This window comes from Ligilactobacillus apodemi DSM 16634 = JCM 16172 (genome assembly GCF_001434405.1).
GTDB lineage: Bacteria > Bacillota > Bacilli > Lactobacillales > Lactobacillaceae > Ligilactobacillus > Ligilactobacillus apodemi.
Window position 1 is genome coordinate 17170 of sequence record NZ_AZFT01000009.1, and the last position, 14347, is coordinate 31516.

Annotated in this window: 14 protein-coding genes; 7 read left to right on the forward strand and 7 right to left on the reverse strand. The window is 41.2% G+C overall.

Annotation, left to right across the window (positions count from 1 at the left end; all coding sequences use genetic code 11):
* The first annotated feature begins 110 nt into the window (after positions 1–110).
* Positions 111–749, forward strand: a complete 639-nt coding sequence (gene cbpA, locus FC32_RS01640; RefSeq protein ID WP_025087931.1) for a cyclic di-AMP binding protein CbpA — start codon at positions 111–113, stop codon at positions 747–749.
* 43 nt (positions 750–792) lie between these two features.
* On the opposite strand, the gene FC32_RS01645 is transcribed toward cbpA, so the two are convergent.
* Complete coding sequence (locus FC32_RS01645) at positions 793–1008, reverse strand: hypothetical protein (RefSeq protein WP_025087932.1); 216 nt, start codon at positions 1006–1008, stop codon at positions 793–795.
* 141 nt (positions 1009–1149) lie between these two features.
* Between FC32_RS01645 and FC32_RS01650 the strand changes: the two genes are divergently transcribed.
* The 3 genes from FC32_RS01650 to FC32_RS01660 are packed head-to-tail and all read left to right on the forward strand — an operon-like array spanning position 1150 to position 3357.
* Positions 1150–1719, forward strand: a complete 570-nt coding sequence (locus FC32_RS01650) for a helix-turn-helix domain-containing protein (protein WP_025087933.1) — start codon at positions 1150–1152, stop codon at positions 1717–1719.
* A 3-nt stretch (positions 1720–1722) separates the two neighbouring features.
* Entirely contained in the window at positions 1723–2889 is a 1167-nt protein-coding gene (locus tag FC32_RS01655) for an MFS transporter (protein ID WP_056957217.1), read from the forward strand.
* A gap of 57 nt (positions 2890–2946) precedes the next feature.
* The gene (locus FC32_RS01660; RefSeq protein WP_056957218.1) at positions 2947–3357 is read left to right on the forward strand and encodes a peptide deformylase; all 411 of its coding nucleotides are present in this window, start codon (positions 2947–2949) and stop codon (positions 3355–3357) included.
* Here FC32_RS01660 and FC32_RS01665 read toward each other — a convergent pair.
* Entirely contained in the window at positions 3354–4223 is an 870-nt protein-coding gene (locus tag FC32_RS01665; protein WP_025087934.1) for an aldo/keto reductase, read from the reverse strand. The genes FC32_RS01660 and FC32_RS01665 overlap by 4 nt on opposite strands.
* Positions 4224–4347: 124 nt before the next feature.
* Here FC32_RS01665 and FC32_RS01670 point away from each other — a divergent pair, with 124 nt between their 5' ends.
* Positions 4348–5196 (forward strand): DUF72 domain-containing protein, encoded by an 849-nt coding sequence (locus FC32_RS01670; RefSeq protein ID WP_025087935.1) that lies wholly within the window; start codon positions 4348–4350, stop codon positions 5194–5196.
* Positions 5197–5233: 37 nt separating this feature from the next.
* Here the strand turns inward: FC32_RS01670 and FC32_RS01675 are convergent, their stop codons facing one another.
* Genes FC32_RS01675 through FC32_RS01685 form a run of 3 tightly spaced genes read right to left on the reverse strand, consistent with a single transcriptional unit; the run spans position 5234 to position 6893 of the window.
* Complete coding sequence (locus tag FC32_RS01675; protein ID WP_025087936.1) at positions 5234–5764, reverse strand: dihydrofolate reductase family protein; 531 nt, start codon at positions 5762–5764, stop codon at positions 5234–5236.
* A gap of 4 nt (positions 5765–5768) precedes the next feature.
* Positions 5769–6563 carry a tyrosine-protein phosphatase gene (locus tag FC32_RS01680; RefSeq protein WP_025087937.1) on the reverse strand — a complete coding sequence of 265 codons (795 nt, stop codon included), beginning with the start codon at positions 6561–6563 and terminating at the stop codon, positions 5769–5771.
* Between the two features lie 51 nt (positions 6564–6614).
* The gene (locus FC32_RS01685) at positions 6615–6893 is read right to left on the reverse strand and encodes a Mor transcription activator family protein (protein WP_025087938.1); all 279 of its coding nucleotides are present in this window, start codon (positions 6891–6893) and stop codon (positions 6615–6617) included.
* A 116-nt stretch (positions 6894–7009) separates the two neighbouring features.
* Here FC32_RS01685 and FC32_RS01690 point away from each other — a divergent pair, with 116 nt between their 5' ends.
* Complete coding sequence (locus FC32_RS01690; RefSeq protein WP_025087939.1) at positions 7010–7957, forward strand: helix-turn-helix transcriptional regulator; 948 nt, start codon at positions 7010–7012, stop codon at positions 7955–7957.
* A 33-nt stretch (positions 7958–7990) separates the two neighbouring features.
* Here the strand turns inward: FC32_RS01690 and FC32_RS01695 are convergent, their stop codons facing one another.
* Entirely contained in the window at positions 7991–8443 is a 453-nt protein-coding gene (locus FC32_RS01695) for a threonine/serine exporter family protein (RefSeq protein ID WP_056957219.1), read from the reverse strand.
* 16 nt (positions 8444–8459) lie between these two features.
* Positions 8460–9200: a threonine/serine exporter family protein gene (locus tag FC32_RS01700; protein WP_056957220.1), complete on the reverse strand. Its 741-nt coding sequence runs from the start codon at positions 9198–9200 to the stop codon at positions 8460–8462.
* Between the two features lie 219 nt (positions 9201–9419).
* Here FC32_RS01700 and FC32_RS01705 point away from each other — a divergent pair, with 219 nt between their 5' ends.
* Positions 9420–14303 carry a S8 family serine peptidase gene (locus FC32_RS01705; protein ID WP_056957221.1) on the forward strand — a complete coding sequence of 1628 codons (4884 nt, stop codon included), beginning with the start codon at positions 9420–9422 and terminating at the stop codon, positions 14301–14303.
* Positions 14304–14347: the final 44 nt, after the last annotated feature.

Consider the following 14347-nt stretch of genomic DNA (forward strand, 5'->3'; position numbering starts at 1 on the left):
GTATTTTTTGAAAAAATTTGTACAATTCTACCTTTTTATGTGACTTTTATGGTATTATAGATGCTATATTAAGATACTATGAAAATGAAATGAAAGTTGAGGAGAGATTTATGTTACTGAAAACTTTGATCAAACCCAAGAAAGATCTTGTAACAGTCAAAGAAGATATCACTTTAGAAGAAGCCTTGACAGTTTTAGAAGATTCAGGCTATCGTTGCGTTCCGATCCTTGATGAGACTGGCAAGATTTTCCGGGGAAATATTTATAAGATGCACATCTATCGCCACAAATCCCGCGGGGGCGATATGAGTTTACCCGTAACACAACTATTAAAAAATGCTAACAAATTCATCTCTATCAACTCGGACTTTTTTAATGTCTTTTTCTCGATCAAAGACTTACCTTACATTACCGTTTTAGATGAAAATAATTTCTTCTACGGCATTTTGACCCATACCCGCTTGCTTGATATGTTGACCCAATCTTGGAACTTTAACGTTGGCAGTTATGTTTTAACGGTCGTTTCTTCGGGTGAACGGGGTGATCTAGTTGATATGGCTAAGATCATTACCAAATATACTTCGATCGCAAGTTGTATCACTTTAGATGTGCAACAAGGTGAATTAGTACGCCGGACCCTCTTTACTTTGCCGGCAAATGTTTCACATGAAAAATTAGAACGAATCGTCGCGAACTTAGAGCGAAAGAATTTCAAAGTCCCTGAGATCGAAGATTTACAAGCTTATTAAAAAACAAAACGTCGTCGAATAATTTTTTCGACGACGTTTTGTTTTAGACTTGTTTAACTTTGACCACGAGATCAACAAACTCTTTTTTAGGATGAAATTCATCATGTACGATAAACGTACTGCTAACAACTTCCCATTTTGTTTCTTCATTACCGACCATGATAAAGTCCCCTTTATGAGGTACAAAAGGTAATTCGGTCACGATTTGGCCCGAACCATTATTGATCGGCACATCAGCATTAACTTGTGTCTTAAACATTAACTAACACCTCACCTTTGCTTTTAGTTTAGCACTGAGCTCTTTACTATTTCAAATGTTTCCCGGAAAATACCAACTTTTTTGCGCTAATATGGTAAAATTATTAAAAATACTCCATTAGACGAAAGGAATTGAAAAATATTGGCTGAAAAGTTATACACAAGCCAAGAATTGGCTGATAATGTCGGTGTTAGTCGCTCTACGATCTATCGCTTTTTAAAAGTCAATCAGATCAAACCAGTTAAAATTGAAGGTCGCGCTAAACTTTACGCTAAAGATACCTTAAAAAAAGCGCAACAAGAATTGCTCTTGCCAAGTGCAACTGCTAAAAAAGCCTTAGCTCACGATACTAAACAACTCGATAAACTCCAAGAACAACTTGAATTGATCAATGAACAACTTCAAGAAAAGGATCGCCAAATCGCTGAATTACATCAATTGATCGATCACCAACAAAAACTCACTTTAGCTGCAACTAAGCAAATAAATGATCTCTTAGCTTTACAAGAAACAGACCCTGAAGCGATCAAAGTTGCTGCCGAAGAACTCAAGCGGTTGCCCGAAAATAGTGCAGCGCAACATATCCTTTACCCGACTCAAGGGGTCAGCTATAAAACGACCAATGCGATTAGTGCAGCGGAAGAAAAGAAACGTCCCAAGCGTCGCCGTGGCCTTTTCAGCTGGTTTAGACGTAAGAAAAACAACGACTGATCGATGAAAAAGAAATTTACCTTTTTAGCGTTGATCGCTTCTTTTAATCTAGCGGCTAACTATGCTCACCCGATCACGCCTGCTTACTTTAAGCTTTGGCATTTAGACAGTGCAATGTTTGGGTATGCGTTTGCCGTGATGTCTTTAGGGATGTTTTTAGGTTCGCCCTTTTTCGGAGAATTAGCCAAAAGCATCAATGCCCGTATTTTAATGGCAGGTGGAAGTATCGGCTATTCTTTAGCCCAAGTACTCTTTGCGCTCGGACATACGCCAGGAATTATCTTATGGGGGCGTTTATTAGCGGGAATCGCCTGTGGTGCCTTTTTTGTCGGGGCTTTGACCTATATCGCTAACACTTCATTGGCTGATGAACGTGGGGCTAATTTGACCTTAAATGCTACGGTCCAGACCGTTTTTGGTGCATTGGGTTATTTTATTGGTGGCATCATTGGTAGTTTTGATTTGATGTGGACCTTTAGTTTACAGATCGTGCAATTATTTGTTACGGGGATCTTATTTTATTTTCTCTTGGTCGATGACCTTGCTAATCCGGAAAAATTAAACCTAAAAAAAGCTTGCCAAAGTCTAACGTTTATCCCCCGTCTCGCGCCTAAAGATGCCCCACTTTCTCGTTTATTGTGGGGATTACTTGGTGTCTCGGTTTTGACATTTTTAGGTTACACCGCATTTGACCAAAGCTTTAACTACTATTTAAAAGACGTCTTTGATCTTTCCAGCAGTTATAACGGAACTTTCAAAGGCGCTGTAGGCTTGATCTCACTTGTAGCTAATATGACATTTGGGATGTTTTTAGTTAAAAAGACAGATCTTAAAAGAAGTACGCCGGTGATCTTAGGTGCCTGTGCCCTTTTTATGGGTGCAGTCCTTTTTTCACCTAACTTGCTCATCTTTTTTAGCTTGAATTTAGTTTTTTATGCTTTTTATGCGGTCAGCGTTCCGATGGTGCAAGATTTGATCACTAACCAAGCTACGCCTAAAACTCAAAGTACTGTCCTTGGTTTTTACCAGGCTTCCCAATCATTTGGGCGGATCATCGGGGCTTTTATCGCCGGGATCTTGTATGATCTTAACAACTTGATTCCCTTTAGTCTGGGTGCAGTCTCTTTTTTGATCGCTGCTCTAGTCATTCAATTTCTTAAAAAATCGTAAAAAAAGAGTGGTGTCAAATGCACCACTCTTATTATTAACTAAAAATGAGGTATACTTATGATCAAAAATATCAATCATGACCAAAAAACTTTAAGTCAAAAGGCTACTCCTGCCACTAAGGCTGACGCCCAGATCGTTATTGACTTACTCGATACGCTTAAAGCTAACCAAGAACGCTGTGTTGGCATGGCAGCTAATATGATCGGAGAAAATAAGCAGATCATTGCCTGCCAAGTAGGTCCACTCTTTTTTGCCATGCTAAATCCTAAGATCGTTGCTAAAGCTAAACCCTATCAAACAAAAGAAGGTTGCTTGTCATTACCAACGATCACTCAAACGACGCGCTATGACAAAATCACCGTGACCTATCAAGATGAAAACTTTAAACCTCAAAAACAAGAATTCACAGGTTTTACTGCCCAAATTATCCAACACGAAGTCGACCACTTACAGGGAATTTTGATTTAGTCTTGAGCTTTATTTTTATCACTAAATACTGGAAAGACGCTTGAATCCCCATAATCAAGACCTTTAAGCGCCTTTAACGTTGCCATATCTTCAGCGCTGATCTCAAAATCAAGCTTGGCGTTATCCGCCATATGGGTCGGGTTAGCTGTCTTTGGCAAAGGAACCGTCCCTAATTGCAAATCATAGCGGATGCAAAGTTGGGGAATGCTGACATTATATTTAGCAGCCATTTCTTTTAAGGTCGGATTTTCAAAGGCCTCACCATGAGCAATTGGCGAATATGCTTCGACTAAAATATCGTTTGCTTGGCAATATTGTAATAAGCTAATTGGTGTATTGCCTGCATGAACTAACAACTGGTTGACCATTGGCATGATCTCAGCATTTTCTAGCAAATTAGCCAAATCTTTTTCTAAGAAATTAGAGACCCCGATCGCCCGGATCTTACCATCCCGATAAGCATCTTCTAAAGCGCTCCACGCAGCTAAATTGCCTTCGTCGTAGTTTTCGGCCCGAAAATCAGCCCATGGTTCTGGACTGTGGATCAACATTAGATCTAAATAGTCTAAGCCCATCTTTGTTAATGTTTCATCGATCGCTTGGGCAGCGTCACCATAATCTTTGATCTCAGCAGCTAATTTGGAAGTCACAAAGAGATCTTCACGCGCTACCCCACTATTTAAGATCCCTTCGCCCACACCACGTTCATTACCATAAGCTTGAGCAGTATCAAAATGACGGTAACCTATATTTACCGCATCATAAACGGCTTGCGCAACATCTTCGTCGGGGATAAACCATGTGCCTAAGCCTAACTTGGGGATCTTTACACCGTTATTTAAGGTATATGTTTCAGTAAAAATCATCTTACATTCCTCCATTATTTTATCTATCTCTAGTGTAGTTTTTTGTTCTTAACTTGTAAAATACTTAGTTCAATTAGTTTTTGATACATTTTACGCATGATAACTTAGAAAGGATGCTTGAGTTATGATCACACTTGGCGCTACGACTTGGAGCGAACACCAAGCTTTACTGCCAGATATTTCTCGTCCGTTAACGTTAGCTGAATACGCAGCTTTTTTCCCTGTAGTTGAGATCGATACCTTTTTTTATGCGATTCCGGCACAAAAAACTGTCCGTAACTGGCAAAAACAAGTTCCCAAAGAATTTAAATTTGTGGTTAAAGCCCACCGCTCAATGACTGGTCACGTCAAAGAAAAAGTGGAGCTAGCTACGTTAAAACAAACCTTTCGCGCTTTCAAAGAAGCTTTGGTCCCGCTAAGAGAAACTAACCAATTAACCGCCGTTTTATTTCAGTTTCCCCCTTTCTTTACGCCTACCAAAAAAAGTATTAATTATTTGCGCCAACTCAGAACTTGGCTCCCAGAAATTGCGATTTGTGTTGAATTTCGGGCACAAAGTTGGTATCGCCCCGAAACTTTGCCCTCACTAGTTGAATTTTGCCAAACGCAACATCTGACTTTAACAGCTGCCGATGAACCCAGCCAAACTGAAGCCTCGGTTCCTTTCAAGCCGATCGTGACAACTCCTGAACTTTTTTTCATGCGACTCCACGGACGTAATCAGCATGGTTGGAGCAAAAAAGGCCCGAATTGGCGTAAAGAACGGACCTTATATCGTTACAGTGAGACCGAATTGACCGAATTTAAAGACATCATTAATGGGCTTCAAGGTCAAGTCAATGAAATTTGTGTGATCTTTAACAACAATTCAGGTGGCGATGCAGCTCCAAACGCACTAACGCTCAAAGAAATGCTCGGCATTGATTTTGATGGCTTAGCGCCTAAACCACCAACTCAACTAAAATTGATCTAATAAAAGCCGGATTCTAACAAGTAGTATCCGGCTTTGTTTAGCGTTTTTCGTATTTTAATTCAACGATTCCATTATAAGTTGTCGTTTGTGACAAATTTAAGTTAGTTGGTAACCCACTATCACTAAAGAGCCTGATCCCTTTACCTAAAATCACCGGGATCACTGTTAAATAATATTCATCGATCAGATCTGCCTTTTGTAAGGCTTGCGCAATGCTTGCACCCCCACAGATCCAAATCTTACCTGTTTGAGTTTCTTTAAGTTCTTTAACTAACTCAGCGGGCGAGCGCGCACTAAAAGTTATCTCGGAAAGATTCTGTTTAGCTTTATGCGTTAAGACATAAGTTTTATAACCAGTATAGGGCCAATTATCCGGTGACAAAGTTGTGGTGACTTGCTGATACGTTTTATTGCCCATAATAATCGTAGAAACATCTGCCATATAGTCTTGATACGTGTCAGGTATCTCTTGGTCTTTTCTTTGGCCACTGATCCAAGTTACTTGACCTGCCTCATCAGCAATAAACCCATCCACACTGACCGCAATAAACAAACTGACTTTTCCCATTTTTCTAAATTTCCTCTAAATAAATCGCTTGTAACTGCTTAACTTGAGTCGGGGTCACTTGTAATTCATGGCGTAAATAATCACCTAAACTTCCGTATTCGCGTTGCATGATATCTAACGCCGTCTGCAAATAAAGCGGGTCAACCGAGCCTAGCGCTCTCATATTGTCTAAAAAGATCTGCGTTGTTTCGCCAGCAAGTTGATGCTTTTTTAATTGTTCTTTGTGCCAAGGCGCTAAAAAGTGATTTGACGCTAAGTAATCATTTAAAATCAGTTCATCACTCATCCCTAGCAGACTTAACAAATAGACAGCACCCATACCGGTACGATCTTTTCCCGCCGAACAGTGAAATAACACTGACTGTCCTTCTTTTTCGTTAGCTAACAACACATCAAAGAACTGGCGGTAAGCTTTTTTAGCACTATCCGCTAAAACAATGTGTTGATAGGCTTGTACCATATTATCAAAGCCCGCTTGTGGATCGGTGAAAAAAGCTTCTTTTTGCCGATCTTTTTGGGAACTTTTTGTTTCATCTTCTGGAAATACTGGCGCAAAAAAGTATTTTGTCTCATCAGGCAAACGATCAGGCGCCGCTTTAGTTTCTTCTGCGGAACGAAAATCAATATCGTAACGTAAGCCATAGTCTTCCAAAAATTCTAAGTCTTTTGTCGATAAATTACCCAATGAGGCTGAACGAATGACCTTATTTGTTTTTAACCGGCGACCATCTTTAGTTACATAGCCACCTAGATCTCTAAAATTTACACCTTTTTCCAAAGGCAACGCACGTGGTTGCATCGATCCACCTTCTTTCTTTTACTGTTATCATACTTAAGATAGCGCTTAATTTCAATTCCCTTTGTTTTTCTGAGCCCGTTCTTTGCGTAAAACTTCTAAGACCCAACGCATTGAATAACCATATTCTCTCGCTAATTCACTGGCGTTTTTGCCGTTATATCGCGTCACGATCTTGGCCGCAACTTTTTTAGGATCGTATAACCGCATCGGAAAAGTATAGGATAAGCCACGATACGTTTCATAGATCTTATAGGCATTTTCAAAGCCGATCAACTCGGCCAATTCTGCATAAAATTCATTTAATAGTTCAACTTCGATTTTTTCTTCCATCACTAAGACCTCACTTTATTTTCTGTGCAATTTACAGTCCTTATTTCATTTGACATCTTCTATTATCTAAGGTTAGATAGACATATATTGTCATTAAATGAAAAGAGGTAAATAAGATGTCATCAAGTGCTTTGCGCCTGCTTGATCTTTACCAAACCTTGCTTGCAGGCGCCACCGTTTCCAAAGCCACTTTTGCCCAAAAATACGAAGTCAATTTGCGGACGATCCAACGTGACTTAGCCGATATTCGTGACTTTATCACGACTAATCAACTCGATTTGGTACTAAAATACCAAGCTGACACTAAAGAATATCACTTTGAAGGCAGTAACATGTCGTTTGGAAAAGCCGATATTTTGGCGTTGATCAAGATCTTACTGGCAAGTCGCGCCTTTAACAGCACCGAAACTACCAAAATGTGTCGGCTGTTATTAGCGCTTTTGCCCACTGATGAAGAAAAAAATGAATTGACACGAATCATCAAAAATGAGCTTAGTAATTATGTCCCACTACAACATAAAAAAGCGCTCTTGAGTCCATTGTGGGATTTTTCGCGCTACATTGAACGCAAACAAACGCTAGATATTTTATATACTAATCAACAAGGTGAACAATTCGACCGGACGATCATTCCACAAGCGATCATCTTTTCTGATTATTACTTCTATATTGTTTCTTATGATGTCAAAAAAGAACAAGCGCGCTTTTATCGTCTTGACCGGATCTTAAGTTGGGAACCAGCTACAACTAAAATTTCATTGACCCATAAAGATCGCTTTGAAGATGGACTCTTAAGAAAACACATCCAATATATGACTCCCGGTAACCTGATCAAGATCAAGTTTGAATTTACCGGGATCTTAGAAGCTGCATTGGACCGTTTTCCTAACTCAAAAGTGCTCACACAAAAAGAAAACTTTGCTGTCTTGGAAGTCGAAACAATGGATAACGGTGCAATGATGTGGCTTTTGAGTCAAGGCGCACGCGTCAAAGTCCTTGCACCACAAGCATTCAAAGCTAAAATGCACCAAGAGATCGCAAAAATGCTCGCTAACTATCAATAAACTAAAAAATAGCTTGTCTCACTTTAAGACAAGCTATTTTTTAGTTGAATTGGCTAATTTAAAATACATTTGTGCCCCTAATTCGGCCAAAAAGAAGCCCATTGAGATGGCACCGGCGATCATCCCGGCTTCAACTAAGTAACGTAACGCTAAATTATCATTTTTAAAGGCAAAATAATAAATCGCACGATACGCCTGACCACCAGGAACTAGCGGAACTAAACTAGGAACATTAAATAAGATCATGGGCTTTTTCTTGAGCCGCGCAGCGATCACCGAACTAAGCCCGATCACTAACGCCGCCACCAGATTAGCCAAAACGATCCCCGTATGTACTAAATAAAGCGACTTATAAACTAACCACCCTAAAGCACCGATCAAGCCACACAAGTTTAGTGCCGAACGAGGGATATTTAATGTTACCGCAAAGCTGACTGTTGCTAGATAACTAAATATCAGCTGAAAAATAATCATCTTTAGATCCATCAAAAATCCCCCCTACTTAAAAGAAGCGCAAGACAAATGCAATGCCCATCCCGATCGCGACCGCCGATAACAAACCTTCTGTGGCACGAGCGAGCCCACTTAAAATATGTCCGGCTAACAAATCGCGCACCGCATTGGTCAACGGCACCCCAGGAACTAACGGCATCACACTGCCAATAATGATCATCCCATAACTCTTAGCGATCCCACTACGCACACAAAAAATCGCCAAAAAACCGATCACTAATGCCGCAATAAATTCGCTGGCAAATTTGACCCGAAAACGAGTATTGATCAAATAAAATATATAGTAGCCTAAAGCACTCAAACAAAAAGTCGGCAAAAAGTCACGCCACGAGCCACCATACATGATCTCTAACGTACAACCAACGATCCCAGCCGCTAAAACGAGCCAGTAGACCTTAAAATCGGGGGCAGTTTGCTCTAAGTTTTTTAAATATTGATTGACTTCAAGCAAAGTTTTTTTCTTTTCTTGATATGCCCGCGAAATATCATTGACTCGCGCGATCCGCTCCAAATCGATCCGCCGTCTTTGGATCGAAACTACTTGCGCGTGCGCACCTTTGACAGACATCATGATCCCGGTAGTTGTTTCAAAAATTGCCGGATCAGTGATTCCAGAATTACGGGCGATCCGCTTTAAAGTGTCGTCAACCCGCGCCATATCAGCACCATTTTCGATCATGATCTTGCCCGCTAAAAGCGTAGTTTCAATGATCAAGTCTGCATCTTTCATTTCTTTGCCCCCTATCCTTACTTGCTATTATCGCACATGACAAAAAGTTTATCCCAACTATAACACATCTTAAGCGCACTCAGTTATTTTTTAAGTGAAACAAACCTTAAAAAATTAAGTTTTAATTACATTTTTATATCTTTTTATTAAAAATAGCTATATTTAATTTACAAAACATGCTATATTTAGCTTAATTCAAAAAAAAGGAAGTGACCTGGTATGGGGAAATATTACACTAAAAAACGTCGTTACAAATTATATAAAGCCAAAAAAAGATGGGTCAGTGCTGCGATTATCACTGCCTCGGGGACAGTTTTATTCTTAAGTCAACCACAGGCACAAGCTGCCGAAACATCTAGTGATACTGGAACTGAAACACTTGTCACTCAAAATGAGAACTCTTCTAATCAAGAAACACAAAGCGATACTTCAGCTCTAACAAATTCAGCAACTACGACTGTCACAAATACTACAAGTACTACAAACACAGAAGTTGCTACAACTACCACAACAGCTGAAGAAACTACGCCGACAACGTCAACTACACCAGTAACACAAACTACTTCGACCCAAACTACTTCGTCAGAAACACAAACGAGTACGACTCAAACTGCTACTACCACTCAGGTCACAACGCAAACTGATACTTCAGCAACTACTACTACCCCACCAACGACTCAAAAAGATCACGTTAAGGGTAACGTAGAAGCTGCTTGGCAACAAGGCTACCAAGGCCAAGGAATGGTCGTAGCCGTGATCGACTCGGGGGCAGATACGGCGCACAAAGATTTCCAACAAGTGCCACAAACACCTGCGATCTCAAGTGAAGCTGCGCAAGAAAAAATCAACGAATTGGGCTATGGTAGCTATGCTTCAGAAAAGTTTCCTTTCGTCTATAACTATGCTTCTAAGAGCAATACTTGGGTCAAAGACGACGGCCCTGATGCTTCCCAACACGGGCAGCACGTAGCGGGGATCATTGGCGCCAATGGTCAACCAAATGGTGATAGCCAATATGCAGTCGGCGTAGCGCCCGAAAGTCAGCTTCTCGCCTTGCGGGTCTTTAACGATCAATTTGCCGATGAAAATACCGATGATATTGCCCAAGCGATCTATGATGCGGTCAAATTAGGCGCTAATGTCATCCAAATGTCACTTGGACAAGGGGTCGCTAACGCTGATTTTAATGATGCGGAACAAAAAGCCGTGCAATATGCGATCGATCATGGGGTCTTTGTTTCGATCTCCGCTTCAAATAGTGGTCATGCCGGGAGTGTCAAAAAAGAAGATGCCCTTTATTCTCCAGGTGGTGCTAACGGCTCATTAGAATTGATCTCAAGTAGTACGATCGCTAATCCTGCTGCTTCTAGAAATGCTTTGACCGTTGCCGCCGAAAACTCTGAAACTGGTGCTAAAAATAGCATGGCGAGTTTTTCTTCTTGGGGGCCTTTGCCTGACTTTACTTTAAAACCAGACTTAGCCGCACCAGGATATCAAATCGTTTCAACTGGTAATGATAACAAATACTTAACCATGAGCGGAACATCCATGGCGGGTCCATTTGCTGCCGGGGCTGCTACCTTGGTAATGCAACGCTTAAAACAAGAGACCGATCTCACAAATGCGGATCTCGTGCAAGCAACTAAAGCACTCTTGATGAACACCGCTAAACCAATGCCAGATTTGGCTTCGGGCACATATATCTCCCCAAGACGCCAAGGTGCGGGGCAAATCGATGTGGGAGCGGCAGTAGCTTCGCCAGTCTATATCACTGCTAGCGACAACACAAGTGCTGTTTCCTTACGCCAAGTAAGCGAAAGTACCACTTTTGAATTGACTTTTACCAACTTGAGTTCAACTGACCAAACTTATACCTTTGATGATTTTGGTGGAGGTTTTACCGAAGTCTTAGATGAACTTACTAGCTATTATTATGAAGAACAATTAGCCGGTGCTCGGATCACTGGTAGCGATAAGATCACCGTCAAAGCGGGACAAACCTTGACTGTCCCTTATACTTTGAACTTAACTGGCCTAAAGCAAAACCAGATCGTTGAAGGCTGGCTTAGATTTACCGGGGATAATGGTCAAGAAACCTTAGTCGTACCATTCTTGAGTTACTATGGTGATCTAACTAGTGAAGATGTGTTGGATAAACCAGCTAACGATGAAACAAATGCCTATGGCGGTAACTATTTTGTTAACGAAGCTAATTATCCACGTGGGATCGCCGATGAAGAATCGCTCAAAAAATTGGTCAACTTAGACGGTAATTATGATTGGCAACAAGTTGCTAAACTCTATCAAGACGGTAAAGTTGCCTTCTCACCTAATAATGATGGCAAGAGTGATCTCTTAAAACCACTTGCCTTTGTCAAACAAAATCTAAAAGACTTAAAGGTCATGGTGCTTGATCAAAACAGGCGAGTTGTGCGCGTGATCGCCGACGAACAAGGCTTGGACAAATCGATCTATAGCTCCGGTAGCAACCGTGACGTTTCGCTTTCAGTTTCAATGCGTAACGATCCTAACACACTTGATTGGGATGGTTTAGTCTACAATGACGCTACCGGTGAATTTGTCGCTGCGCCAGATGGTGAATATACTTACCGTTACGTGGCAACTCTTTATAATGAAGGGCCAAATCAAGTTCAAAGTGCAGATTATCCAGTAATCATCGATACGACTGCCCCAACGATCGAAAATGTTTCCTTGCAGATCTCAACTGAAACTGGCACAACTCCAAGTGGCACACTTTTCTTTGATTATCGTGACACCGGGGCTGGCTTTACCGATTATTCTTATGCGGTCATCACGATCAACGGCCAAATGTTTGGACATAAATTAAATGATGGTGCCGATTCTAACTTTAGTGATGACACCAAGATGGCAGGAACAGTTAAATTTGCCCTTAGCGCAGATGAACTCAACGCCTTTACCAACTCCTTAAATTCCGTCAATATCACCTTAAGTGACGTGGCTGACAATGTTCAAACATATGCTACGACCTTCAAACCAGTCCAAGTCAACGACAAAACGATCAATGTTTGGAACGCAACGGATGGTTTAGGATTTAACGAAAGTTCACCTAGTTATGATGCTACTACTAAGACTTATCAATTGACCGGTGGCGCTACGACTGACTTTTACTATAACGGTAGCTTGGTTCAAGTCATTGACTTTAACGCTGACTCTGGTTACGGCTATTACATCGTTCCAGTCGATGCAACTGCTGATAAGATCGTCTTTACCGCCGACAAAGAAGGCAAAGATGTTATCTTGACCCTAAATACTGCTACACCAAAAGCTCAATTTGCTTGGCAAAAGGCGCACACGATCGTCCAAGACTTTGGGATCGACCTTGATACCGTAACTGCTAACGATCCAAATAAAGTTACCGTTTATGCTGCCGTAACGCAAGGCGATAACGTTAAAGCTTACGCCAAAGATTACTTTACTGGTGCAATCTATGAAGGTGTCGTTAAAGATGGTTTAGCCACCTTTGAGATCAAAGTAACCAATGCTAGTCGTCGTACGGTCCTATTGGGCTGGACCGAGATTGCTGGTCCAACCTTTAATGTGGTCCAAAAAACTGATGCCAATGAAGCTTATCTAGGTGTTGATGCCCGCGCTACTAACCAAGCACAAGACTACAGCATTACTTCGGCAGCTGAATTAGGGGTTACTTTGACCAACGAAAATGCTGATCCTAAGACTTTAGGTGCCCCAGGTGCCTTACCAGGACATGCTTTAACTGACTTAACCACCCGTTCAGAACCTAATAGCGAGATCAGTTTTGACCAATTGGAAGATAACAACTATAACTGGCTCAACTTAGCCGACGTTTCAAACGGTCTCTATGATGTCAACACCAAGACCTTTACCGTGACTGGCAAAGTGAGCTCACAAGTCACTTCCTTAGTGATCCTCGGTCAAAGTAGTGATGAACAAGCACCACAAAATAAAGTTACGCTTAATAGCGATGGGACATTTAGTTACCAATTCCAAATGGAAAAAACACAATTACGCCCATTAGCTTATATCTACACCACTGCGGATGGTAGTACTACACGTGGCACGATCGAATTGATCTTAGACACAGAATTACCAACGTTATCGTTTGAATCATCGGCGTTCTCACAAACTCAAACCGGTGATACTTTTGAACTTTACACCAACCAACCGACATTGACACTTAGCGGTGTGGCGAATGACAACCTTGATGGCTATCGTTTCTTCTTAAATGGTGATAATCTTTACCGCGAGCTCCACAATTCAGGGGTAAATCAAGGTGGTAATCCATATGCACCATATACTTTTGCAACAGAGTTTGACCTAACTAAGGGTGGTGTTAGTCAAGAAAATGGGGCTACCTTCCACGTTTACACCCTTGAAGTCGTTGATGTTGTGGGAAATACTAAGAAGATCCAACTTAAGGTCTACTACCAACCACAAACAGCTACACCAAACAAAGTTGTTGTTGATCAACCAACAGCACAAGCGTTGATCAACCAATATCCAGCAGCAACCTTGGAAGTCCTAACCGCAGATAATTGGCACCAAGTTGAAGCAAACGCAACTAAAGCCGAGCAAACTTACCGCTTAGTCGACAAATACGGCAATGTTTTAAGTGTCTTCTTGATCAAAGAAGCTGCTACAGAACAACAGCCAGCTAAACCTGATACCGACCAAAACACTGGTACTGGTAAAGATAACCAAAATGGCTCAAATACAGGCGCAACAAATGATCAAGCAGGCCAAGACCAAACAGGTAGTGCAACTACTGGTCAAAATGGGGATGCTAAAAAAGAAAATACAGGTAATACAGGCGGTGCCGTTGCAACTGGCACTGACACAAATGTTCGTTTGCCACAGCATTCAGCCAAGACTACAACTGCCCCACTAAATGCTATTGCCGCTAATCAAGAAACAAGCACCACGATCAGAGGCCAAGTTTCGACTAATCAACAAGTTGAACAATTAGCCGCTAACGAATTACCCCAAACTGGCGAACAAAGCGTCAAGCCTTCACTTGTAGGCGTAATTCTCTTAGGATTAGCTGGATTCTTGAGTTTAATTGGACTCAAACCTAAAAAAGACTAGCTAAAAAAGAGTTGAAACACATACGTTTCAACTCTTTTTGTTTG